Origin of the sequence: Nocardioides sp. JS614 (genome assembly GCF_000015265.1) — a bacterium.
Lineage (GTDB): Bacteria > Actinomycetota > Actinomycetes > Propionibacteriales > Nocardioidaceae > Nocardioides.
The window spans coordinates 399,305-423,312 of sequence record NC_008699.1 but is presented as its reverse complement, the minus strand read 5'-3'; the positions used below and the strand labels follow the sequence as shown (position 1 = coordinate 423,312).

General features: G+C 71.9%; 18 protein-coding genes. 6 read left to right on the top strand and 12 right to left on the bottom strand.

Going from position 1 to position 24,008, the window contains the following annotated elements; genetic code table 11:
* Nucleotides 1-25 precede the first annotated feature (25 nt).
* Nucleotides 26-1,216 (top strand): carcinine hydrolase/isopenicillin-N N-acyltransferase family protein, encoded by a 1,191-nt coding sequence (locus NOCA_RS03380; protein ID WP_011753884.1) that lies wholly within the window; start codon nucleotides 26-28, stop codon nucleotides 1,214-1,216.
* Nucleotides 1,213-2,562: a flavin monoamine oxidase family protein gene (locus NOCA_RS03375; RefSeq protein WP_011753883.1), complete on the top strand. Its 1,350-nt coding sequence runs from the start codon at nucleotides 1,213-1,215 to the stop codon at nucleotides 2,560-2,562. The genes NOCA_RS03380 and NOCA_RS03375 overlap by 4 nt, the downstream gene beginning before the upstream one ends.
* Nucleotides 2,563-2,686: 124 nt before the next feature.
* On the opposite strand, the gene NOCA_RS03370 is transcribed toward NOCA_RS03375, so the two are convergent.
* The 11 genes from NOCA_RS03370 to topA all read right to left on the bottom strand — a co-directional run bounded on the left by NOCA_RS03370 (nucleotide 2,687) and on the right by topA (nucleotide 18,546).
* Nucleotides 2,687-4,252 (bottom strand): alpha/beta hydrolase, encoded by a 1,566-nt coding sequence (locus NOCA_RS03370; RefSeq protein ID WP_011753882.1) that lies wholly within the window; start codon nucleotides 4,250-4,252, stop codon nucleotides 2,687-2,689.
* Entirely contained in the window at nucleotides 4,249-5,406 is a 1,158-nt protein-coding gene (locus NOCA_RS03365; protein WP_011753881.1) for a DNA polymerase III subunit delta', read from the bottom strand. The genes NOCA_RS03370 and NOCA_RS03365 overlap by 4 nt, the downstream gene beginning before the upstream one ends.
* The gene (gene tmk, locus NOCA_RS03360) at nucleotides 5,403-6,071 is read right to left on the bottom strand and encodes a dTMP kinase (RefSeq protein ID WP_011753880.1); all 669 of its coding nucleotides are present in this window, start codon (nucleotides 6,069-6,071) and stop codon (nucleotides 5,403-5,405) included. The genes NOCA_RS03365 and tmk overlap by 4 nt, the downstream gene beginning before the upstream one ends.
* Before the next feature lie 404 nt (nucleotides 6,072-6,475).
* Nucleotides 6,476-7,765 (bottom strand): multiple monosaccharide ABC transporter permease, encoded by a 1,290-nt coding sequence (gene mmsB / locus NOCA_RS03355; RefSeq protein WP_011753879.1) that lies wholly within the window; start codon nucleotides 7,763-7,765, stop codon nucleotides 6,476-6,478.
* 3 nt (nucleotides 7,766-7,768) lie between these two features.
* Nucleotides 7,769-9,298 carry a multiple monosaccharide ABC transporter ATP-binding protein gene (gene mmsA, locus NOCA_RS03350; protein ID WP_011753878.1) on the bottom strand — a complete coding sequence of 510 codons (1,530 nt, stop codon included), beginning with the start codon at nucleotides 9,296-9,298 and terminating at the stop codon, nucleotides 7,769-7,771.
* Nucleotides 9,299-9,373: 75 nt separating this feature from the next.
* The gene (gene chvE, locus NOCA_RS03345; protein WP_011753877.1) at nucleotides 9,374-10,459 is read right to left on the bottom strand and encodes a multiple monosaccharide ABC transporter substrate-binding protein; all 1,086 of its coding nucleotides are present in this window, start codon (nucleotides 10,457-10,459) and stop codon (nucleotides 9,374-9,376) included.
* Nucleotides 10,460-10,527: 68 nt separating this feature from the next.
* The gene (araA, locus tag NOCA_RS03340; protein ID WP_011753876.1) at nucleotides 10,528-12,036 is read right to left on the bottom strand and encodes an L-arabinose isomerase; all 1,509 of its coding nucleotides are present in this window, start codon (nucleotides 12,034-12,036) and stop codon (nucleotides 10,528-10,530) included.
* Nucleotides 12,033-12,749 carry an L-ribulose-5-phosphate 4-epimerase gene (locus NOCA_RS03335; RefSeq protein WP_011753875.1) on the bottom strand — a complete coding sequence of 239 codons (717 nt, stop codon included), beginning with the start codon at nucleotides 12,747-12,749 and terminating at the stop codon, nucleotides 12,033-12,035. The genes araA and NOCA_RS03335 overlap by 4 nt, the downstream gene beginning before the upstream one ends.
* The gene (araB, locus tag NOCA_RS03330; protein WP_011753874.1) at nucleotides 12,746-14,449 is read right to left on the bottom strand and encodes a ribulokinase; all 1,704 of its coding nucleotides are present in this window, start codon (nucleotides 14,447-14,449) and stop codon (nucleotides 12,746-12,748) included. Before araB ends, NOCA_RS03335 begins: the two co-directional genes overlap by 4 nt.
* 293 nt (nucleotides 14,450-14,742) lie before the next feature.
* Nucleotides 14,743-15,771 carry a LacI family DNA-binding transcriptional regulator gene (locus NOCA_RS03325; protein WP_011753873.1) on the bottom strand — a complete coding sequence of 343 codons (1,029 nt, stop codon included), beginning with the start codon at nucleotides 15,769-15,771 and terminating at the stop codon, nucleotides 14,743-14,745.
* 57 nt (nucleotides 15,772-15,828) lie between these two features.
* Nucleotides 15,829-18,546 (bottom strand): type I DNA topoisomerase, encoded by a 2,718-nt coding sequence (gene topA, locus NOCA_RS03320; protein ID WP_011753872.1) that lies wholly within the window; start codon nucleotides 18,544-18,546, stop codon nucleotides 15,829-15,831.
* A 169-nt stretch (nucleotides 18,547-18,715) separates the two neighbouring features.
* Between topA and NOCA_RS03315 the strand changes: the two genes are divergently transcribed.
* From NOCA_RS03315 to NOCA_RS03305, 3 genes are all read left to right on the top strand, one after another.
* Complete coding sequence (locus NOCA_RS03315) at nucleotides 18,716-19,240, top strand: RNA polymerase sigma factor (protein ID WP_011753871.1); 525 nt, start codon at nucleotides 18,716-18,718, stop codon at nucleotides 19,238-19,240.
* Between the two features lie 4 nt (nucleotides 19,241-19,244).
* A complete protein-coding gene (locus NOCA_RS03310) occupies nucleotides 19,245-19,955 on the top strand; it encodes a hypothetical protein (protein ID WP_011753870.1) in 711 nt (236 codons plus the stop codon).
* Between the two features lie 92 nt (nucleotides 19,956-20,047).
* Nucleotides 20,048-20,818, top strand: coding sequence for a hypothetical protein (locus NOCA_RS03305; protein WP_011753869.1), 771 nt, complete (start codon nucleotides 20,048-20,050; stop codon nucleotides 20,816-20,818).
* A gap of 17 nt (nucleotides 20,819-20,835) precedes the next feature.
* Here the strand turns inward: NOCA_RS03305 and NOCA_RS03300 are convergent, their stop codons facing one another.
* On the bottom strand, nucleotides 20,836-22,296 hold the full coding sequence (locus NOCA_RS03300) for a DUF7059 domain-containing protein (protein ID WP_011753868.1): 1,461 nt from the start codon (nucleotides 22,294-22,296) through the stop codon (nucleotides 20,836-20,838).
* Between the two features lie 184 nt (nucleotides 22,297-22,480).
* On the opposite strand from NOCA_RS03300, the gene NOCA_RS03295 reads away from it, so the two are divergent.
* Nucleotides 22,481-23,971, top strand: a complete 1,491-nt coding sequence (locus tag NOCA_RS03295) for an Ig-like domain repeat protein (RefSeq protein WP_011753867.1) — start codon at nucleotides 22,481-22,483, stop codon at nucleotides 23,969-23,971.
* The last annotated feature ends 37 nt before the right edge of the window (nucleotides 23,972-24,008 follow it).

The following is a 24,008-nucleotide window of genomic DNA, read 5'->3' as shown; positions in this document are numbered from 1 at the left end:
GCCGGGCGCCCCTACGCTGCGACGCGTGTGCGACACCATCGTCTTCCGGACCGACTCGGGCATGGTGCTGGCGAAGAACTCCGACCGCGACCCCAACGAGGCCCAGCTGTGGGAATGGACCCCCGCAGCGACGCACGAGGCCGGTGCCCGGTCCCGCACGACGTACGTCGACCTCCCCCAGGTCGCCTGCACCCACGCGACTGTCGTCTCGCGGCCGTGGTGGATGTGGGGAGCCGAGATGGGCGCCAACGAGCACGGCGTGGCGATCGGCAACGAGGCGGTGTTCACCAAGCAGCGGACCAGCCTGGAGCCCGGGCTGCTCGGCATGGACCTGCTGCGGCTGGCGCTCGAGCGCGCCGCGTCGGCCCGCGAGGCCGTCGAGGTGATCGTCGCGCTGCTCGAGGAGCACGGCCAGGGCGGCGCGTGCAGCGCGGAGCACCGCCGGTTCACCTATCACAACAGCTTCCTGGTCGCGGACCGGGACGGCGCGATCGTCCTCGAGACCGCCGGCCGTCACTGGGCCAGCGAGGACGTCACCGGCGCCCGCAGCATCAGCAACGGGCTCACGATCGCCGGGTTCGCGGAGCGGTACGCCGACCGGCTGCGCGGCCGGGTCGCCGGCTGTGCAGGGCGCCGGTCGCTCACCGAGCGGCGGGCGGGCGGCGCGGAGGGCGTCCTCGACGCGATCTCGATCCTGCGCGACAACGGCACCGACGGCGGCCCGCGATGGTCGCTGCTCAACGGGTCCATGGTCGGCCCGAACATGCACGCGGGCGGCCTGCTCGCGTCCAGCCAGACCGTGTCCTCATGGGTCAGCGACCTCGGGTCCGGCCTGCACTGGGCGACCGGGACGGCCGACCCGGCGCTCTCGCTGTTCGTGCCGTTGCGCGTCGACCAGCCGCTCGCGGAGACGGCGTACCCGACCGCGGGCGTCGACAACCGGCGGGACGACCGGTCGCTGTGGTGGCGCCACGAGCGGCTGCACCGGACCGCGCTGTGCGACTGGACCGGCGTGGAGGCCCGGCTCGCCGCCGAGCGCGACGAGACGCAGCGGCGTTGGGTCGCGCACCCCGTCCCGACCGCGACCGCGCTCGCCGAGGCCGAGGTGCTGCGGGAGAAGTGGACCGCTGCGGCGGAGGCGGGGACCGGTGACACCCGGCCGGCGTGGGTGCGCCGGCGGTGGGCGGGCTTCGAGCTGAAGGCGGTGGGTCGGTGAGCGACGTCGTGGTGGTGGGCGCCGGGCTGTCCGGGCTGGCGGCCGCCCGGCGCCTGCAGGCGGCGGGCCGGTCCGTCGTCGTGGTCGAGGCGCGGGACCGGGTCGGCGGGCGTACCGAGGCCGGGGCGCTCAGCGACGGGCAGTGGATCGAGCTCGGTGGCCAGTGGGTCGGGCCCACCCAGGACCGGATGTACGAGCTCATCGCGGAGCTCGGCTTGGCGACGATCCCGACGTACAACGACGGCGACATCGTCTTCTCGCTGTGCGGGCGACACGGCCGGCTCGCCGGTCGCAAGGGCGCGGTGCCGCGGCTCAACCCGTTCGCGATCGCCGACCTCGCGCAGGGCACGCTGCGCTTCGCCCGGCTGGCCCGCCGGGTCGACCTCGACCGACCCTGGGACACCGAGCGCGCCGCGGCCCTCGACGGGCAGACCTTCCGCACCTGGGTGCAGCGCAACCTGCGCACCCCGCAGGGCCGCGCCTACTTCGAGCTCTACTGCGAGGCGGTCTTCTCCGCCGACCTCTCGGACCTCTCGCTGCTGCACGCGCTGTTCTACACGCACTCCGGCACCGACATGGACACGCTGATGGCTGTGGACCGGGGCGCGCAGCAGGACCGGATCGACGGCGGCTCGTGGCGGATCAGCCAGCGCCTGGCGGAGGGTCTCGACGTCCGGCTCGGCCAGCCGGTCCGGTCGGTCGTCCAGGACGCGGCCGGGGTCCGGGTCGTGACCCGTGACGGCACGTCGTACGACGCGGACCGGGTGATCATCACGCTCCCGCCGGCGCTCGCCGGCCGGCTGGAGTACGACCCGCCGCTGCCCAGCTGGCGCGACCAGCTGACCCAGAAGGTGCCGGCCGGCAGCGTCTTCAAGGTCTACGCCGTCTACCCGACGCCGTTCTGGCGCGAGGACGGGCTCAACGGGCAGGCCGGCTCGGACCTCGGCCCGGTGAAGGTCACCTTCGACAACACCCCGCCCGGCTACGACCGTGGCATCCTGATGGGGTTCATCGAGGCCGCCGACGGCCGGGAGTGGGCCCGCCGTACCCCTGAGGAGAGGCGGGCTGCGGTCGTCGACTGCTTCGTGCGCTACTTCGGTCCCCGGGCCGCCGAGCCGCTGGAGTACGTCGAGCGCGACTGGATGGCCGAGGAGTTCACCCGCGGCTGCTACGGCGCCCACTTCGCTCCGGGCGTGTGGACCGGGTTCGGCCACGCCCTGCGCGAGCCGGTCGGGCGGCTGCACTGGGCCGGCGCGGAGTGCTCGCCGGTCTGGAACGGCTACATGGAGGGCGCGGTCCGCTCGGGCGAGGCCACCGCCGACGAGGTGCACGCGCTGCTGGGGTGAGCGGCGCCGCCGTACTGTAACGCCGTGTTACCCCGACTCCCGACCATGTTGCAACACGGTGGGAGGAGCGGGTAAACGGGCGTTACAACAGATCGGCCGGCCGCCGCTGCGCGGGGCGCGACCCTCAGCAGCTGAGCCCGTCCTCCGGGACGGTGCCGTCGATCAGGTAGGCCTCGACCGCCTCGTCGACGCAGTCGTTGCCGGAGTTGTAGCCGGTGTGCCCGTCGCCGTCGCGGCTGACCAGCACGCCCGAGTCGAGCTGCTGGGCCAGGTGCACCGCCCAGTCGTACGGCGTCGCCGGGTCGCGGGTCGTGCCGATGACGACGATCGGGGCGGCGCCGGCCGCCCGCACGGTCCGCGGCTTCTCGGTCGAGTGGACCTGGATGCCGCCGCAGGTGGTCAGGCCCCAGGCGAACACGCTGCCGAAGGTGGGCGACGCGGCCTCGAAGTCCGGGAGGTTCGCCGGCACCTGCTCCGGCGGGATGGCGTAGGGGTCGTCGAGGCAGTTGATCGCGTAGATCGCCTCGGACGCGTTGTCCCGGTAGCCGTCGGGGCCCCGCGAGTTGTACAGGTCGGCGAGCTGGAGCAGCGCCGAGCCGTCCCCCTGGAAGCCGAGGCGCAGCGCCTGGCTCAGGATGGTCCAATACTCGCGGCTGTAGAGCGGCAGCACGATGCCGTAGAAGGCGTTGCCGACGTCGAGCAGGCGATCCCCACTGCCGCGCAGCGGGTGCGCGTCGACGGCGTCGATGAAGTCCCGGATCCGCTGCAGTCCCGCGTCCACCGTGTCGCCGAGGAAGCAGCCGTCGGTCTGCTCGACGCAGTTGGCGACGTAGGCCCGCAGCGCGGTCTCGAAGCCCGCGGCCTGCTCCAGGCTGAGCTCGCGCGAGCCGATCGAGAGGTCGACCGCCCCGTCGAGCACCAGTCGGCCCACCTTGTCGGGGAACAGATCGGCGTACGTCGCCCCCAGCTTGGTGCCGTAGGACGCACCGAAGTAGGTCATCGTGGACTCGCCGAGCGCCGCGCGGAGGACGTCCATGTCGCGGGCGGCCTCGATGGTCGTGACGTGGGCCGCGAGCCGTCCGGACCGCTCCGCGCAGCCCTCGCCGAAGGCTTGGACCCAGCCCTCGTAGCTGGCGACCTCGGCTGGTGTGTCGGGGTCGGGGTCGGTCGCGATGTAGTCGTCGAGCTGGTCGTCGGTGAGGCAGTCGATCGGCGCGCTGTCGCCGGTGCCGCGCGGGTCGAAGCCGACGATGTCGTAGACGTCGAGCAGGGGCTGGCGGAACACCGTGTTCGCGCTCGCGGCGTAGTCGGTGCCGGGTGCGCCCGGCCCGCCGGGGTTGACCACGAGCGACCCGATCCGCCGTCCCGGGTCCTCGGCGGGCACCTTGAGGAGGGCCAGCTCGATGGTCTTCCCGCGCGGTCGGCGGTAGTCCAGCGGCACCGTGAGGGTCGCGCACAGCGCATCGTCGTCGGGGCACACCGACCACGCGAGGGCCTGGGAGTAGAACGGCGTCAGCCCCGGCGAGGGCGGCTGGGTGGCCGCAGGCTCGGGGACGGTGGTCGGGACGTCGGTGCGCGGCGCGGAGCCGGGGTCACTCGGGTCGCCGGGGCCGAGGGCGACGAGCACGGCGACACCGCCGACGCCGACCACCAGCGCGACCACCACCAGGACGACCAGCAGCCGCCTCACCCGGTGCGCACCTCCGGCGCGACGAGCGCGACCATCATCGACTCCAGCGCCAGCATCGGCTGCACGTTGAACTCCAGCATCTGCTCGCGGGCCTCGAAGATCGCCGCGATCCGGCGCAGGTTGACCTCGGGGGTCGACACCCGGGCGAGCAGCTCGACGTCGCCGCGGATCTCCTCGTTGACCAGGAGGCCGGCGGCGCCGGTCGCGACCGCGATCGCGTCGCGGTAGACCGACACCAGGTCCATCAGGCCCCGGTCGACGACGTCGAGGTAGCGCCGCTTGGCGCGGGTCTTCTGGTCCTTCTCGAGGTCGCGCAGCGCGGGTGCGTACTCCCGCGGGCGGCGGCCGCGCTCGACCACGCCGTACGCCGCGTCCAGGTCGGCCTTCTCGCGCGCGTCCAGCTCGCCGGTCACCAGCTCGGCCTCCTGCTTGGCGACCTCGGCGAGGCTGGTGGCGGCCTCCATGCAGGCGCGCAGCGAGACCAGCCGGGCGGGCAGCGCGACCACCTCGCGGCGCCGGTTGCGGGTCGCCTCGTCGCGGGCCAGCGCCCGGGCGCGGCCGATGTGGCCCTGGCTCGCGCGGGCGGCGTACGACGCCACCGCGGCGTCGACCCCGTCCGCACGGACCAGGAACGAGGCGACGTCGTCGGTCGTCGGGGTCGTGAGCGTGACCAGCCGGCAGCGCGACCGGACCGTGGGCAGCACGTCCTCGACCGTGGGAGCGCACAGCATCCACACGGTGCGGTCCGCGGGCTCCTCGATCGCCTTGAGCAGCGCGTTCCACGCCCGCTCGGTGAGCCGGTCGGCGTCCTCGACGATCATGATCTGCCAGCGCCGGCCGACCGGGGCGAGGGCCGAGCGGCGCACCAGGTCGCGCATCTCGTCGACCCCGATGGAGAGCTTCTCGGTGCGGATCACCGCCACGTCGGCGTGGCTGCCGGTCAGCACCGTGTGGCACTCGTGGCACTCGCCGCACCCGCGGTCCTCGGGGCGTTCGCACTGCAGCGCCGCCGCGAAGGCGACGGCCGCGTTGGACCGACCCGAGCCGGGCGGGCCGGTGAAGAGGAAGGCGTGGCTCATGCCCTGCCCGTGGGCGGCCGCGCGCAGCGCCTCGCTCGGCCGATGCTGCCCGACGAGGCCGTCCCAGACGGTCATCGCCGGGCCGCCCGGTCGAGCAGGGGGGCGACGCGGTCGCGGACCCGGCCGGCGATCTCCTCGCGGTCGCCCCGGGCGTCGAGCACCAGGTAGTGGTCCGGATCTGCTGCCGCCATCCCCAAGAAGCCTTCCCGCACGCGGCGGTGGAACTCCACGGACTCCCCCTCGATCCGGTCCCGCTCCTCGAACCGGCCCAGGCCGTGCTCGGGCTCGAGGTCGAGTACCACGGTCAGGTGCGGACGTAGGTCGTGCGTCGCCCATCGGGCGACCTGCTCGACCTCGCCGACGTCGAGGGCCCGGCCCGCGCCCTGGTAGGCGAGCATCGAGGCGACGTAGCGGTCGGTGATGACGACCGCGCCACGGTCCAGGGCGGGCTGGACGACGGTGTCGACGTGCTCGGCCTTGTCCGCGGCGTAGAGCAGCGCCTCGGTGCGGTCGGAGATCGCACCGGTCTCCGGGCTGAGCACGATGGCGCGCAGCTTGCGTCCCACCTCGGTATCGCCGGGCTCGAAGGTGAGCAGCACCTCGAATCCCTGCGTCTCGAGCCAGTCGCGCAGCAGTCCGGACTGGGTGGACTTCCCGGACCCCTCGCCACCCTCGAGACACACGAAGACGCCGGTGTCGGCGTACACCCCGGGTCGCGCCGCGGCGGGTCCAGTGCTCACGCGAGGAACCTACGGTGCGCCGCCGACGGTTTCCACCGCGGGTCCACAGTCCTGGCCGGCCCCTGACCGGCCCCGCCGGATCCCGCCGCCGCGACCCTGCGTCGTTTGGTCACCAAACGACACGCCCCGACGCCCAGATCATGCGGTTTGGTCACCAACCGCGACGTCTTTTGTCGCGCGCCACGGTCGCCGCCGGGCGGGACGACACCGAGACCCGAGGCCGCCTCCGGTCAGGAATGGGGCGGGCTCGGGTCTCGGGTTCGGTGCGTCTCGGGTCAGGCCTCGGCGTGTGTGACGAGACCGCCGGCCTGGAGGTGGAGCCGAGCGGTGTCGTCAACCTCCGGCACGCCAACCGGACGGCGGCTCGACGGGGACTGCCGATCAGCACCGGTCTGTGGGGGCGATCAGCGGACGCCGGCCCCTGAGCCGTGGCCGGGTGGCCCGGCGTCCGCCTCGAGGTTCCGGATCTCCTCGACCAGCTCGTCCGGTGGCGGCGGAGTGGCCTCGGCCTCGGCACCGGCCCCGCCACTTCCTGCGGTGCGCTTCTTGTTCCAGACGTCGAACGCGACGGCGCCGAGGAGCACCAGGCCCTTGATCGCCTGCTGCCAGTCGATGGAGACGCCGTTCAGCGACATGCCGTTGTTGAGGACACCCATGACCAGACCACCGATGATGGCGCCGATCACGGTGCCCACACCGCCGGTGACTGCTGCGCCACCGATGAACGACGCGGCGATCGCGTCGAGCTCGAAGTTCACGCCGGCCTTCGGGTTCGCCGCGGTGAGTCGAGCGGTGGTGACCAGGCCCGCGAGCCCGGCGAGCAGGCCCATGTTCGTCATCACGAGGAAGTCGACCCGCTTGGTGTTGACGCCCGACATCGTCGCCGCGTCGACGTTGCCGCCGATCGCGTAGACGTGCCGGCCGAAGATCGTGCGGGACATGATGAACGTGTAGACGCCGATCAGCGTGAACAGGATCAGGCCGACGATCGGCAGCCCGCGGGCGTCGGCGAGCAGGTAGCTGAACTCCATGATGACCGCGCCGAGCACGATCTGCTTGAGCGCGAACAGCGGGATGGGCAGGACCTCGAAGTTGTAGCGCTTCGCGGCGGTGCGCTTGCGGAAGTCGAAGAAGACCAGCAGGGCGACGACGAGCAGACCGAGGAGCAGGGTCAGGTTGTGCAGGTCGGTGTCGGGACCGATCTCGGGGAGGAACCCGTTGCCGATCTTCTTGAAGCCCTCGGGCAGGCCGCCGACGGTCGCGCCCTCGAGCACGACGAGCGTGAGCCCGCGGAAGAGCAGCATGCTCGCGAGGGTCACGATGAACGCGGGGATGCCGACGTACGCCACCCAGAAGCCGTGCCAGGCTCCGATCAGGGCACCCAGCGCGAGGCAGAGGATCACCGCCAGCAGCCAGGGCACGTCGTACTTGGTCATCAAGATCGCCCCGACGGCACCGACGAACGCGGCGACCGACCCCACCGACAGGTCGATGTGGCGGGCCACGATCACGATCACCATGCCGATGGCCAGGATCAGGATGTGGGCGTTCTGGACGACCAGGTTGGACACGTTCAGCGGCTTGAGCAGCACGCCGTCGGTCGTGAACTGGAACAGGATCACGATCGCCGCGAGGGCGATGATCATCCCGTACTGGCGGATGTTCCCGCGCAGGGTGGTGGTCAAGGTGCTCATCAGTTATCTCGCATCCGCTGTCATGTAACGCATGAGGGACTCCTGGGTGGCGCCCCCACGCACGAACTCGTGGGTGATCACGCCCTCCGCGAGCGTGTAGATCCGGTCGCACAGGCCGAGCAGCTCGGGCAGCTCCGAGGAGATCACCAGCACGCCCTTGCCCTCGCGAGCGAGGGTCTGGATGATCCCGTAGATCTCGAACTTGGCGCCGACGTCGATGCCACGCGTGGGCTCGTCGAGGATCAGCAGCTGGGGCTCGGTGTAGAGCCACTTGCCCAGGACGACCTTCTGCTGGTTGCCGCCGGAGAGCTGGCGCACCCCGGTGGTCACCGAGGGCGCCTTGATCCCGAAGCTGCGCCGGTAGCGCTCGGCGACCAGCACCTCCTCGCGCTCGTCGACCGTCAGGCCCTTGCGCAGCTGGTCGAGGCCGGCCGAGGAGATCGAGGTCTTGACGTCGTCGAGGAGATTGAGCCCGAGGCCCTTGCGGTCCTCGCTGACGTAGGCGATGCCGGCCCTGATCGCGTCGTGCACCGTCTTGAGCCGCAGCTCCTTGCCGTCGAGGTGCACGGTCCCGTGGTGCTTGCTGCCGTAGGAGCGGCCGAAGAGGCTGCGGGCCAGCTCGGTGCGGCCGGCGCCCATCAGGCCCGCGATCCCGACGATCTCACCACGCCGGACCGAGAGGCTCGCCTTGTCGATGACGACCCGGCTGTGGTCCAGCGGGTGCATGACGGTCCAGTCCCGCACCTCGAGCAGCACGCCGCCGATCTGCGGCGTGTGGTCCGGGAACCGGTGCTCCAGGCTGCGGCCGACCATCCCGCGGATGATCCGGTCCTCGTCGACGCCACCGGCACCCACGTTCAGCGTCTCGATGGTCTTGCCGTCGCGCAGGATCGTGATCGAGTCGGAGATCCGGGCGATCTCGTTCAGCTTGTGGCTGATCATGATCGAGGTGATGCCCTTGCCCTGCAGGCCCTTGAGCAGGTCGAGCAGGTGGTTGGAGTCCTCGTCGTTGAGCGCGGCGGTCGGCTCGTCGAGGATGAGGAGCCGCACCTCCTTGCTCAGCGCCTTGGCGATCTCGACCAGCTGCTGCTTGCCGATGCCGAGGTTCTTGACCGCGGTCAGGGGGTTCTCGCGGAGACCGACGCGAGCCATCAGCTCGATCGCCCGGCTGTTCGCCTCGTCCCAGTTGATGACGCCCCGGGTCGCGGTCTCGTTGCCGAGGAAGATGTTCTCGGCGATCGAGAGCTCGGGGATCAGCGCCAGCTCCTGGTGGATGATGACGATGCCGGCCGCCTCGCTCTGCCGGATGTTCGAGAACTCGACCGGCTGCCCCTCGTAGACGATCTCGCCCTCGTAGGTCCCGTGCGGGTGGACCCCGCTCAGCACCTTCATCAGCGTCGACTTGCCGGCGCCGTTCTCACCGCAGATGGCGTGGATCTCGCCACGCTCGACGGCGAGGTTGACGTCCGACAGCGCCAGCACGCCGGGGAAGCGCTTGGTGATGGAGCGCATCTCCAGGATCGGCTGGGCCATGGGTCACCTCCTCGGTCACTCAGGGTTGGTAGCCCGTGGGCGGGCCCAGGATCACCGGGCCCGCCCACGGGGGGATCACTTCAGCTCGTCCGCGGTGTAGTACCCGGTGTCGACGAGCGCGGTCTGCACGTTGTCCTTGGTCACGAGGACCGGGTCGAGCAGGTAGGACGGAACGACCTTCACGCCGTTGTCGTAGGTCTCGGTGTCGTTGACCTCGGGCTCGTCGCCCGCGCTCAGCGCCTTGATCATGTCGACGGTGACCTCGGCGAGGTCGCGGGTGTCCTTGAACACGGTCGAGTACTGCTCCCCGGCCATGATCGACTTGACCGACTGCACCTCGGCGTCCTGGCCGGTCACGACCGGCAGCTCCTTGCCGCCGCCGCCGTAGCCGTTGCCCTGGAGCGCGGCGATGATGCCGAGCGAGAGGCCGTCGTACGGCGAGAGAACCCCGTCGACCGTCTTGGACGCGTAGGTCTTGGTGAGGATGTCCTCCATGCGCTTCTGCGCCGTGGCGGGGTCCCAACGCAGGATCGCGGCCTGGTCGAAGTCGGTCTGGCCGGAGGGGACCACGATCTCGCCGGAGTCGAGCATCGGCTGCAGGATCGACATGGCGCCGTTCCAGAAGAACGTCGCGTTGTTGTCGTCGGGCGAGCCCGCGAACAGCTCGACGTTGTAGGGGCCGTCACCCTTGGCCGCGAGCCCGTCGACCAGCGACTGGGCCTGGATCACGCCGACCTGGAAGTTGTCGAACGTCGTGTAGTAGCTGACCGCCTCCGAGTCCCGGATCAGACGGTCGTACGAGATGATGTCGATGTCCTGGCTCGCGGCGGTGTCGAGCACCTCGCCGAGCGCGGTGCCGTCGATCGCGGCGATGACCAGCATGTCGACGCCCTTGGTGACCATGTTCTCGACCTGCGAGACCTGGGTCGGGATGTCGTCCTCGGCGTACTGCAGGTCCACGGAGTAGCCCGCGTCCTCCAGCTGCTTCTTGATGTTGTTGCCGTCGGCGATCCAGCGCTCCGAGGACTTGGTCGGCATCGCGACACCGATGGTGCCCCCGCCGCCGGAGCCTTCTTCGCCCTTCGAGTCGTCGTCGCCTCCGCACGCGGCGAGCGTCAGCGCAAGGCTGCCTGCGACGATCGTGGTGAGTAGCTTGCGCATGCACCTTCTCCATATCACTACCTGGGGGCGCAGGTCCGTCCCACACCCTGCTCCGGCCGCGGGACGCATCACAGTCCCTGCGCCAGTCGGTGGTACGCCGCACTCCACCGCAGCTCCTTGGCCAGGCCGCGGATCGTCGTGTCGGCGTCGACCAGCACGAGCTCCGTGCCGGTCATCTCCGCGAGGTCGTCGAGGTGTTCGGCGCCGAGCGCGGTGGACAGCACCGTGTGGTGCGGTCCGCCGGCCATCAGCCAGGCCTCGGTCGAGGTGCGGAGGTCGGGGGCCGGTCGCCAGACAGCGCGGGCGACCGGCAGGTTGGGCAGCGGCTCGGTCGGCGCGACGACCTCCACCTCGTTGCCCACGAAACGGAACCGCTCGCCGAGGTCGGCGAGGCCGAGGAGCACCGCCGGGCCGGGCGCGGCGTCGAAGACGAGCCGCACCGGGTCCTCGCGCCCGCCGATGGAGAGCGGGTGGATCTCCAGGCTCGGGCGTCCCTCGGCGATGCTCGGGCAGACCTCGAGCATGTGCGCGCCGAGGATCCGCTCCTCGCCCGGGACCAGGTGGTACGTGTAGTCCTCCATGAAGGACGTCCCGCCGGGCAGGCCGTCGGCGACGACCTTGAGGGTGCGCAGGAGGACCGAGGTCTTCCAGTCGCCCTCGCCGCCGAAGCCGTAGCCGTCGGCCATCAGCCGCTGCACGGCCAGGCCCGGGAGCTGCCGGAGCCCCCCGAGGTCCTCGAAGTTGCTGGTGAACGCCGTGAACCCGCCCTCGGTGAGGAACGACCGGAGGCCGAGCTCGATCCGGGCGCCGTACCGCAGGGACTCGTGGCGCTCCCCGGAGGGCAGCAGCTCGGCGGCGACGTCGTAGCTGTCGGCGTACTCCTCGCAGAGCTTGTCGACGTCGGCGTCGGCGACCTCGTCGACGACGGCGACCAGGTCGTTGACGCCCCAGGTGTTGACCGAGACGCCGAAGCGGCGCTCGGCCTCGACCTTGTCGCCCTCGGTCACCGCGACGTTGCGCATGTTGTCGCCGAAGCGGGCCAGCCGCATCCCGGCCAGCGCATGGCGGCCCAGGGCGGCCCGCGCCCACAGGCCGATCCGGCGCGCGACCTCGGGGTCCTCGACGTGCCCGGTGACGGTCTTGCGGGCCACGCCCATCCGGGTCTGCACGGACGCGAACTCCCGGTCGCCGTGGGCGGCCTGGTTGAGGTTCATGAAGTCCATGTCGATCTCGGCCCACGGCAGTGCCTGGTTCGCCTGCGTGTGCAGGTGCAGCAGCGGCTTGCGGAGGGCGTCGAGACCGGTGATCCACATCTTCGCGGGGCTGAAGGTGTGCATCCACGCGATCACGCCGACGCAGGAGTCCGTGGCGGTGGCGTCCAGGAGCGCGCGGCGGATCGAGTCGGTCTCGGTGAGCACCGGCTTGGACACGACGCGCACCGGCAGGTGCGGCGACGCGTCGAGCGCGGCCACGATCCGGGCGGCGTGCTCGGCGACCTGGTCGATGACCTCGGGCCCGTACAGGTGCTGGCTCCCGGTGAGGAACCAGATCTCGAGCTCGTCGGGGTGGTGGGTCACGCGACTCCTCCGGTCTGTTGCTGGGTCTGCTGGGTCTGGCCGTACACGTTCTGGTAGCGGTCGTAGAGGGCGTCGACGTGCTCCTGGGCGATCGGGAGCGGCGCACCGAGCTGGCGGGCGACGTGCACCGTGCGAGCGACGTCCTCGACCATCACGGCCGCCTTGACGGCGGACCGGGCATCGGGCCCGACGGTGAACGGGCCGTGGTTCTGCATGAGTACGGCGCGCGAGCGGCTCTCGCGCAGCGTCTCGACGATCCCGCGGCCGATCGAGTCGTCCCCGATCAGCGCGAACGGCCCGATCGGGATCTCGCCGCCGAACTCGTCGGCCGCCATCGTGAGCACGCACGGGATCGGCTCGCCGCGGGCGGCCCACGCGGTCGCGTACGTCGAGTGGGTGTGCACGACCCCGCCGACCTCGGGCAGGTGGCGGTAGACGTAGGCGTGGGCGGCGGTGTCGGAGCTCGGCTGTCGCGCCCCCTCGACCAGGGTGCCGTCGAGGTCGCAGACGACCATCGTGTCGGCGTCCAGCTCGTCGTAGGAGACCCCCGACGGCTTGATCACGAACAGGTCGGTGCCCGGCACCCGCGCGGACACGTTGCCGGCGGTCCACACGACCAGCCGGTTGCGGGTCAGCTCGGCGTGCAGCGCGGCGACCTCCGCCTGCAGCCGGCGTACCGCCTCGCGGGACTCGGCGCTGACGACGGCGTTCATGCCTGGGCTCCGGTGTGGGTGGCGCGGCGGATCGAGCGGAGTCGGCGCATCACCTCGGTGCCGCCGCGACCGAAGTGATCGTGGAGGGCGCGGTACTCGGCGTAGAGGGCGTCGTACGCCGCGGCGCGGACCGGGTCGGGCTGGTAGGCGCCGCGCTCGACGCCGCCCATGGCCGCCGAGGCGGCGTGGACGTCGGGGTAGGCGCCGGCGGCGACCGCGGCGTGGATCGCCGAGCCGAGCGCCGGGCCCTGCTCGGAGGTGATCACCGAGATCGGCATGCCCAGCACGTCGGCGTAGACCTGCATCAGGAACTGGTTCTTGAGCAGGCCACCCGCAGCGACGAACTCGGTGACCGGCACGCCCGAGGCGCCGAAGGTCTCCACGATCGTGCGGGTGCCGAATGCGGTCGCCTCGATCAGCGCCCGGTACACGTCCTCGGGCCGGGTGGTCAGGGTGAGGCCGAGCACGAGGCCGCTGAGCTCGTGGTCGACGAGGACCGAACGGTTCCCGCTGTGCCAGTCGAGGGCCACCAGGCCGTGCTCGCCGACCGCCTGGGCGGCGGCCTTCTCGGTGAGCAGCTCGTGCACGTCGACCCCGCGGGCGGCGGCCTCCTCGGCGTACGCCGCCGGCACCGCGTTGGTGACGAACCAGTTGAAGATGTCGCCGACGCCGGACTGCCCGGCCTCGTAGCCCCACAGGCCCTGAGTGATGCCGCCGTCGACCACCCCGCACATCCCGGGGACCTCGCGGAGCACCGCGCCGTTCATGATGTGGCACGTCGAGGTGCCCATGATGGCGAGCATCTGGCCGGACTCGGTCGACTGCGCGGCGGGGGCGGTGACATGGGCGTCGACGTTGCCGACCGCGACCACGATGCCGGCCGGCAGCCCGGTCCAGGCGGCGGCCTCCTCGGTGAGCCGGCCGGCCGGTCGGCCGAGCTGGCCGGTGACCGGCTGGAGCAGGTCCTCGACGAAGCCCTCGAAGTCGGGGTGCAGCTCGGCCAGGAACTCGCGGGTCGGGTAGGTGCCGTCCTGGAAGATGCCCTTGTAGCCGGCGGTGCAGGCGTTGCGGACGTACTCGCCGCACAGCTGCCACACGATCCAGTCGGCCGCCTCGACCCAGTGCGCGGTGGCCCGGTAGGTCTCCGGGCTCTCCTCGAGCAGCTGCAGACCCTTGGCGAACTCCCACTCCGAGGAGATCAGGCCGCCGTACCGCGGCAGCCAGGCCTCGCCCCTCTTGGCGGCGAGGGCGTTGATCCGGTCCGCCTGCGGCTGTGCCGCGTGGTGCTTCCAGAGCTTGACGTAGGCGTGCGGCTCGGAGGCGAAGCCCTCGACCTCGTTGAGCGGCGTGCCGTCCGCGGTCGTCGGCACCATCGTGCAGGCGGTGAAGTCGGTGCCGATCGCGATCACCTGGGCGGCGTCGGCGCCCGCCGCCGCGAGCGCGGCCGGGACGGCCACCCGCAGCACGTCGACGTAGTCGGCCGGCACCTGCAGCGCCCAGTCCGGGCCGAGCGGGGTGCCGTCGGGGAGCTCGCGGTCCAGGACGCCGTGGGGGTACTCGTGCGTGGCCGAGCCGAGCTCGGCGCCGTCCTCGACCCGGACGACCACGGCGCGACCGGAGAGGGTGCCGAAGTCCACGCCGACCACGAGCTCGGGCCGGGAACCGGCTGCGACCGCCCCTGCGACCACCCCTGCGACCACGCTGAACCTCCTGTGACGACCGTCATAATTGTGAGCGTTCACATGAGTGTGAGCGCTCACATCCACCGCGTCAAGGGGTCGCGCCGAAGTTGGGGACGAAAGGTCTCGCGCACCGGGACGTAGGTCAGATCACGCCACGATCACGGCGCCCCACGGCCGCCCGCCGCAGCGGTCCTGGGCTGCGGTTTGGTCACCAACGACGAGTGGGAGCGCTCCCGGATTGCGGTTGGTGACCAAACGACGACGACCGGGGGCCCGGGGGCCGATCCCGACCAGGAGCGCCTCGCCGGGGGTCAGTTCGCGGGCACCCGCGGCGACGAGGTGGACGCCCGGACGACCAGCGAGGTCGGCACCAGGTCGGCGGTCGGCTTCTTCTCGCCGGCCAGCACCCGCTCGAGGAGCCCCATGGCGCGGCGCCCCAGCTCCCCGAAGTCCTGGTGCACCGAGGTCAGCGGCGGATCGAGGTACGCCGACTCCGGCAGGTCGTCGAACCCGACGACCGAGATGTCGTCGGGCACCCGGCGGCCGGCCTCCCTCAACGCGGCGATCACCCCCATCGCCATCTGGTCGTTCGCGGCGAACACCGCGGTGACCTCGGGATCGCGCGCCAGGGAGACGCCGGCGTCGTACCCGCTGCGGGCACTCCAGTCGCCGCCCCACCGCAGGGGCGGCACCACCCGGCCCCAGGTCTCGAGCTCCAGCCGCCACCCGTCGACGCGGGCGGCCGCCTCGGCCCAGCCCGGCGGGCCGGCGACGTGCACGACGGTGCGGTGGCCCAGCTCGAGCAGGTGCCGGGTCGCGAGGCTGCCGCCCTGGACGTTGTCGACCCCGACGGTCAGTGGCATCCGCGAGAGGTCCCCCTCGACGACCACGGTCGGCACCCCGAGGTCGGCCTCGGTCGCGAACCGCAGCATCGACTCGTGCGGGATGATCAGCACCACCGCCTCGACCCCGAGCTGGAGCAGCTCCTCGACGCCGTCCCGGGTGTCCTGCTCGGTCAGCGCGTGCAGGGTGCTGACGGCGGTCCGGTAGTCGGCGCGGCGGGCGGCCGCGTCCAGCGCGAGCAGCACCTGCTGCGGCCCGTGGTGGCTGGTGCCCCAGGTCGCGACGCCGATCAGCCGGGAGTGCCGCGAGGCGAGGAGCCGCGCCGAGCGGTTGGGGCGGTAGCCGAGGTCGCTGATCGCCTGGACCACCCGGGCTGCCGTCTCCGGCCGGACGCTCGGCGCGTTGTTGATCACCCGTGACACCGTCTGGTGGGAGACCCCGGCCCGGGCCGCCACGTCGGCCATCGTGGGATGGCGCTTGTCGCGGTGGGCCGGCATGGTCGAAGGCTACGCGGCCCGATCCGCCGGGCGGCTCAGGCCCTCCGGGGCCACGGGCTACGTCGCCTTCTTGGCGGTCGCCTTCTTCGTGGCCGCCTTCTTGGTAGCGGTCTTCTTGGCCGCCGCCTTCTTGGCCGGCGCCTTCTTCGCACCCCTCTTGGCCGCCTTCTTCGCCGGGCCCTTGGCCCGGCGCTCCGCCAGCAGCTCCGCGGCGCGCTCGATGGTGATCGACTCGACGGAGTCCTCCTTGCGGAGGGTGGCGTTGTACTCGCCGTCGGTGACGTACTCGCCGAACCGGCCGGCCTTCACGACCACGGGCTGGCCCGAGACCGGGTCGTTGCCGAGCTCCTTGAGCGGCGCGGCGGCCGCGGCCCGGCCCCGCTGCTTGGGCTGGGCGTAGATCCGCAGCGCCTCGTCGAGGGTGATCGTCAGCAGCTGGTCCTCGGAGGCCAGCGACCGGGAGTCGGTGCCCTTCTTCAGGTACGGCCCGTAGCGGCCGTTCTGGGCGGTGACCTCCTCGCCGTCCTCGGCCACGCCGACCACGCGGGGCAGGGAGAGCAGCTTGACCGCGTCCGCGAGCGTGACCGTGTCCAGCGACATCGACTTGAACAGCGAGCCGGTGCGCGGCTTGGCCGCCCCCTTCTTCCGACCCTGCGCGGCGTCCTCTGGGAGCACCTCGGTCACGTACGGGCCGAACCGGCCGTTCTTCGCGACCACCTCGAGCCCGGTGTCGGGGTGCACGCCCAGCCGGATCTCCTCGCCGGCCGGGTTCGCCAGCAGCTCCTTGGCCTTGTCGAGCGTGAGCTCGTCGGGCGGGAGGTCGTCGGGCACGTTGGCCCGCCGGGCGTACGCCGTCCCGTCGTCGTCGGGGCCCTCCAGGTAGGGACCGTAGCGGCCGACCCGGAGGTTGATGCCGGCGTCCGCTCCCCCGATCGGGAACGTCGCGAGCTCGCGCGCGTCGATCTCGCCCAGCCCGTCGACCAGCGGCTTGAGCCCGACCACGCTGTCCGAGCCGTAGTAGAACTCGCTCAGCTCGGACTTCAGGTCCTTGCGGCCGCCCGCGATCTCGTCGAGGACGTCCTCCATGCCCGCGGTGAACTCGTAGGAGACCTGCCGCGGGAAGTGCTCCTCGAGCAGCCGGGTCACCGAGAACGCGAGCCACGCGGGCACCAGCGCGGTGCCCTTCTTGTAGACGTAGCCGCGGTTGAGGATGGTGCCGATGATCGAGGCGTACGTCGACGGCCGGCCGATCTCGCGGTCCTCGAGCTCCTTGATCAGCGTCGCCTCGGTGTAGCGCGCCGGCGGTTTGGTCTCGTGGCCGTTGGCGGCCAGCGAGGCGGCCGAGACGGCGTCACCCTCGTGGAGGTCGGGCAGCGGCACCTGGTCGTCGTCGCTGCGCTTGCCGCCCTCGGTGCCCTCGACGTACGCCTTCAGGAACCCGTGGAAGGTGATCACCCGGCCGGACGCGGCGAACACGACGTCGCGGCCGTCGGCGGCCACGCCGCCGATCCGGACCGAGACGGACTGGCCGGTCGCGTCCTTCATCTGCGAGGCGACGGTGCGCATCCAGATCAGCTCGTAGAGGCGGAACTGGTCACCGGTCAGGCCGGTCTGCGCCGGCGTGCGGAACGAGTCGCCGGCCGGGCGGATCGCCTCGTGCGCCTCCTGGGCGTTCTTCACCTTGCTCGTGTAGGTCCGCGGCGTGTCGGGCAGGTACTCCGCGCCGTACAGCTCACGCACCTGCGCGCGAGCCGCCTCGACCGCGCCGCCCGAGAGCGTGGTCGAGTCGGTGCGCATGTAGGTGATGAAGCCGTTCTCGTAGAGCCGCTGCGCGACCGACATCGTCACCGACGCGCTCATGCCGAGCTTGCGGCTGGCCTCCTGCTGCAGCGTGGTGGTGCGGAACGGGGCGTACGGCGAGCGCCGGTACGGCTTGGCCTCGACCGAGCGGACGTCGTACGTCGTCTCGGCGAGTGCCGCGACCAGCGCCTCGGCAGCGGCGCGGTCCAGGTGGACGCGCTCGCCCTTCTTGGCCTTGAGCAGGCCGTCCGGGCCGAAGTCGGAGCCACCGGCGACCCGGCTGCCGTCGACGGAGTGGACCTTGGCCGGGAACATCCGGGGCTCCTTGGTCGCCCCGGCGTCGAAGGTGCCCTCGAGGTCCCAGTACGACGCGACGCGGAACGCCATCCGCTCCCGCTCGCGGTCCACGACCAGGCGGGTCGCGACGGACTGCACCCGGCCCGCGGAGAGGCCGGACATGACCTTCTTCCAGAGCACCGGGCTGACCTCGTAGCCGTAGAGCCGGTCGAGGATGCGACGCGCCTCCTGGGCCTCCACCAGGTCCATGTCGAGCTCGCGCGGGTGCTCCGCGGCGGCGATGATCGCCGGCTTGGTGATCTCGTGGAAGACCATCCGCTTGACGGGGATGTCCTTGGGCTTGAGCTCGTCGAGCAGGTGCCAGGCGATCGCCTCGCCCTCGCGGTCCTCATCGGTGGCGAGGTAGAGCTCGTCCGCCTCCTTGAGGAGGGTCTTCAGCTTGGCGATGTGCGACTTCTTGTCACGGGGCACCACGTAGTACGGCTCGAAGCCGTTGTCGACGTCGACCGCGAGCCGGCCCCACGGCTTGTCCTTGATCTTCGCGGGGGTGTCGGCGGCGCTCTGCGGGAGGTCGCGGATGTGGCCGATGGAGGACTCGACGACGTACCCCTGGCCGAGGTACCCGCCGATCGTGCGGGCCTTCGCCGGCGACTCGACGATGACCAACTTGTGGGCCACTGCTCTTCTCTCTCCTGCTGGACGGGTCCTGGTCTCCCGAAAGGACGTGCGGCTGGACACGGTAGCGCGTGCCGGGCGGCACCCATTCCCGAGCATCCGTCAACGTTTCGCTCCGGCCCCCCGTCAAGGAACAGTAGGCGAGCAGCCGACGACCCTCGGGAGGACCTGGATGGAAGCCACGACGGACGCCCCGTCGCACCCCGACTTCGCGGACTTCGCGGCGGTGCAGAGCGGGCCGCTGCTGGGCCTGGCCCACGCCCTGACGGCCAACCCGCACGACGCCTGGGACCTGACCCAGGAGACACTCGCGCGGATCGGCGAGCGGTGGGGCCGGACCCGGATCGAGGAGCCGGCGGCGTACGCACGGACGGTGATGGTGCGCCTCAACATCGACCGGATCCGGCGGCTTCGCCGCGAGCTCCCGCTCCTGGGGACGCCGCGGGAGGAGGCGCCGGTCGAGGTGGTGGGCCAGACCGACGCGTGGCTGGTCGAGGCGCTCGCGACGCTGTCGCCGCGGCAGCGCACCGCGTTGGCGCTGCGCTACGTCGAGGACCTCGACGTGCGCGGCATCGCCCAGCGGATGGGCTGCTCGGAAGGCACCGTCAAGAGCCAGCTGTCCCGCGGGACCGAGCGGCTCCGAGAACACGCACGCGAGCACGGCCCGCTGCGCGCCGCGGCGACACGAGAGGACTGAAGCGATGACCGAGCAGCAGATCAAGGAGGGCTACGCGCGCCTGGGCGATGCGCTGGCCCCGCCGTTGGACGTCACCGCGCGCGTGCAGCGCCGCGTGGGCGTACGCCGGCGGCGGCGTCGCGTGGGCGTGGTGGCCGGGAGCCTGGTGGCCGTGATGGCCGCGGGGGGCGGGGTCGTGGCGGCCACGTCGGGTGACGACGGCCCCGGCGACACCGTGGCCGTCGACCAGCCGCAGGGTCCCGTGAGCACCCTGGTGATGACCCGGCCCGACGGCTCGACGTACGCCTTCTCCGACGTCGCCGTGACGTGCGACCCACCGCAGTCGGCGGGCGGCGACACGATCGGCGCCACCGGTCGCATCTGGATGTACAGCCCGATGGAGATCACCGGCTCCGAGGAGGGCAACGACGCCATGGTGCGCCGGCCGTTCGTCTACTTCGAGGGTGTCCTCGCCAAGCTGCGTCAGGACCGCACCTTCGAGATGCCGGTCTGGGGACCGGGCGACTCCGACAGCTACCCCATCACGCTGTTCGTCGCGGACACCGAGGGCGGCCCCGACGGCAACGAGGCTGCGAGCAGCTCGGGCGGCAGCGGCACCGTGCGGGTGCTCGAGGCGTCCTGCGACCCGACGCCGGTGCTGCGCCTGGAGGTGGACGCGACCCTCGCCAGCGAGGAGGGGAAGCAGGACCTGCAGATCGCCGGCGAGGTGCGCTGAGCCGACCCGCGCAGGGACCCTGTGGACGACGGGGCCGGATCGGGGGTGGGCCGTGCCAGCGTGGTCGGCCCATCCCCTGAACGGAGGCTTCGATGTACCCCTACGACGACGACGACCGGTGGTCCTACGCCCCGCCGGCAGCACCCGACCGGGTCACCCACCTGGTCTTCGTCGACGGCCGCCTGGTCGACACCTGGCGCGAGCCGGCGATCGGCACCGAGTGGGAGCCGGTCGCCCTGCGTCACGACCGGGAGGCGCTGCCTCCCCAGCCGCCCCCGCCGGCCCCGCACGAGCGGGTGGCGCAGTGGCTCGCGGGCGTGTGCGGCGGCCGCGCTGCCGTCGACGGGCTCACCGACGAGCCGCTGGGCGACGACCGGATCGACCTGCCCACCGAGTACCCCGATCGCACCGACCGCGAGCGGGTCGAGGCGACCGCCGACCTCCTGGACGCGGTCGCGGAGCGGTGCTTCGACGCGGAGACGTCCTACGCCTTCCGCCACGCGCTGCTCGCGCTGTGGGCCGAGGATCCGGACGTGGTCACCCGGGCGGCCAGTGCCGCGCACGTGGCCGGCGGGATCTGCTGGGCGGTCGGCAAGGCCAACGGCCTGTTCAGCCCGGCCGGTGGGATGCGGGTGGGCGTGGTGCAGGAGGCGTTGGCGCTGCGCTCGCCGGCATCGGGGTACGGCGGCACGGTCCGCACCGCGCTGCTCGGGTTCCGCAACCAGCCCGTGGGCCACTGGTCGCGGCCGGCCGGCGTGCCGGACCTGCTGGTCCTGGGCCGGTGCGACCTGCTGCTGGGCGTCACCCGCTCTCGGCTGCTCCGGATCCGCGACCGGGCCCGCGCCGCGGCCGCCGCGGCGTGAGCCGCGGGCCATCGGGATCAGGCCAGCAGGAAGCCCTCGGCGACCAGCGACCGCGCGGCAGGCAGGTACGTCTCGATCGTCTGGGCGGGGTCGAGGTCCAGCAGCCGGGCGATCGCGTCCAGGATCTGCCCCACGCTCAGCTCGCCGTCGCACGCGCCGGCGAGCGCCGCCTCCACGGTGTCCACCTGGCGCGCGCGACGCAGCCCGCGCTGCTGGCGCAGCACCACCGTCTCCGGGTCGGCCGCGCCGGGCGGGCCACTGGTCTCCTGGACGACGTCGGTCCGCAGTCGCAGGTGGGACCCGAGGTCCACGACGGCGTCGCTCGCGCGCGCCCAGTCCCGGATCGCGGGGGCGATCGGCTGCTCGACGTCGTACGGCCAGGTGAGCAGCTCGCGAGCGCCGCCACCACTGCGCCGCAGGTTGATCCAGCCGAAGCCGATCGCCTCGATGCCCTGCTCCTCGAACCAGGACAGCCAGGTGTCGTAGCGGACCAGGTAGTCGGCCGACCCGTGCAGGCCGGCGTCCTTGAGCCACAGCTCGACGTACGCCGCCGGGTCGACCAGCTCACGCTGCACGACGAACGCATCACAGCCCTCGGGGACCCAACCCTCGATCCGCTGCTCCCAGGCGCCGCCATCGGGCACCACCCAGTTCCCGAGCACCTGGCACCAGCCACCCTCGTTCAGGTGGGCCGCCGCCTGCCGCACGATGTCCTCGACGACCCGGTCGCCGGGGAGTCCGGAGTCCCGGTAGACCAGGCGCTCGCCGGTCGCCGGCGAGATCACGAACGGCGGGTTCGTGACGATCAGGTCGAAGGTATCGTCGGCGACCGGCTCGAAGAACGACCCGGCGCGCACGTCGACCGGTGTGGTGACGGCGTTGAGGTCGAGGTTGAAGCGGGCGATCCGCAGGGCGCGCTGGTTGACGTCGGTCGCCACGACCTCGCTGCAGTGTCGCGCGAGGTGCAGTGCCTGCACCCCGCAGCCGGTGCCGAGGTCGAGCGCCCGGCCGACCGGTTCGCGCAGGGTGAGCTGGGCGAGCGAGGTCGACGCCGCACTGATGCCCAGGACGTGCTGCGGCCCGACCCGGCTGCTGCCACCGTCCAGGCCGGGCGTCAGGTCGCTGACGACCCACAGGTGCTCGTCGTCGGTGGCGTACGGCCGGACGTCGAGCCGGGCAGCGACCTCTCCGACGGTCTGCTCGAGGAGTCCCTCGGCCACCAACCGGTCCAAGAGGCCGGGCAGGGCGCGCTGGGCGGCGGCCAGCTCGACGGGTGCCTGGAGGAGGAACAACCGGATCAGCGTCTCCAGCGGCCAGCCGCCCCCGGTACGCCGCAGCCCGGGCGTCGTCTCGTTGCGCCCCAGAGCGGCGTGGGCCTCGGGGCCGAGGGCCTCGGCGACGGCGTCGTAGGTGAACCCGGCCATCACCAGAGCCGCCCGCAGTCGCGAGGGGAGCTCCGAGACGGAAGAGGCGGTCACCCCCAGAGCCTATGCGGACTCCCGGTGGGTGCACCCCAGGACGACCTAGCCCGAATGGGCTAGACCGGCTGGCCGATCGGCCAGCATCCACCGCGAACCGTGGTCCTCGGGACCTTGGTCCCTTTACATTCCGACCACGGCGGCCCTTCGGGAGGGAGGGCCGACTGGGGAGGGGACTGGCTCGATGCACAGAATCACTCGCGCCCTCGGCGCGTCCGTCGTCGCCGCACTGGTCATGAGCGGACCCAGCGTCGCGGTCGCGGCCCCGTCCCAGGGAGGTGAACCGCCGTCCTCGTCCAGTGCCCAACGGGCAGGTGAGCCGACGCTTTCCGGCTCGGGCGTCGCCGGACAGCCGCTCACCGTGCTGATCGACGGCCTGACGACGCTGCTTCCTGTGCAGTGGCTGCGCGACGGGAGCCCGATCGCAGGGGCGACCGGCGCCTCGTACGTCCCCGATGTCACCGACATCGGGCACCAGATCAGCGCACTGGTAGACGTGCCGCTTCTCGGCGGAATCCCGACCCCGTCCATCACGATCCTCGCGCCGGACGGCGGGCTCCCAGATCTGTTGACGCCGCCGGAGCTGACCGGGACACCTGTGGTCGGTGAGCTCCTGACCGTCCTTGCGCCGGTGTTCAGCGTGCCTGGGGTCGAGACCACGTACCAGTGGCTGCGCGACGGCGTGCCCATCCCGGGGGAGACGGGAGGCACGTACGCGCCGAGCCTGGAGGACGTTGGGCACGAGATCTCGGTGGGTGTGACGAGCACGTTGGCGGGCCTGCCCGTGCTGTCGACCGTCACCAACATCCTGCCGATCTCCGCCATCGGTGAGGAGTCCCTGTCTGCGACCGCGGCGCCCACCGTTTCCGGGACCGCGAGAATCGGGAAGGTCCTGTCCGTCTCCGGCACCCAGTGGAACCAGGACGGCGTCACGACGACCTACCAATGGCTGCGGGACGGCGTGCCTATCAACGGCGCCACGGCAACCAGCTACAAGCTCGTGCCGGACGACCTCGACTCCGCCATCTCGGCCAAGGCCACCGGGACGAAGGACGGGTTCACCAATGGGGTCGTGACGAGCGACAGCAAGACCGCACTGATCGGCGATCCGATCACCTGGACCAGGCAGCCCGCAGTCAGCGGCACCGCGAAGGTCGGCCGGCTGCTGACCGCAGACCCGGGCGCATGGGGGACCGGCGACACACCCCTGTTCGGCTACCAGTGGAAGCGCAACGGCGTCGCCATTGCGGGAGCCGTCGCCCAGACCTACCAGATCGACACGGCCGACTTCGGCCGGAGCCTCACGGTGACCATCACCGCGGCCCGCGCGGGCTACCAGCCCGGCACGTTCACCACCTCGAAGGTCGCGGTCGCCAAGCGCGCCGCCGTGCTGCGGGCCACCCTCGCGACGAAGACGATCGCCAAGAGCCAGCGCGGGGTGCTCGCCCTGGTCCTGAAGGTCGCCGGGGTCACCTCGCCGACCGGTCGGGTGAAGGTCCTGGACGGCAGGAAGGTCGTCTCGAAGCTCAAGTTCGTGTCCGGGAAGAAGGGGAAGGCGACCGTGCGGCTGCCTCGGCTCAAGCCGGGCGTGCACAAGCTGAAGGCCGTGTACGCCGGAACCGCCACGATCTCCGGCGCCAGGTCCAAGGTGGTGAAGCTGACCGTCAAGAAGTAGCCCGAGACGACGTCGACCCGCCCGAAGGCTTCGGGCG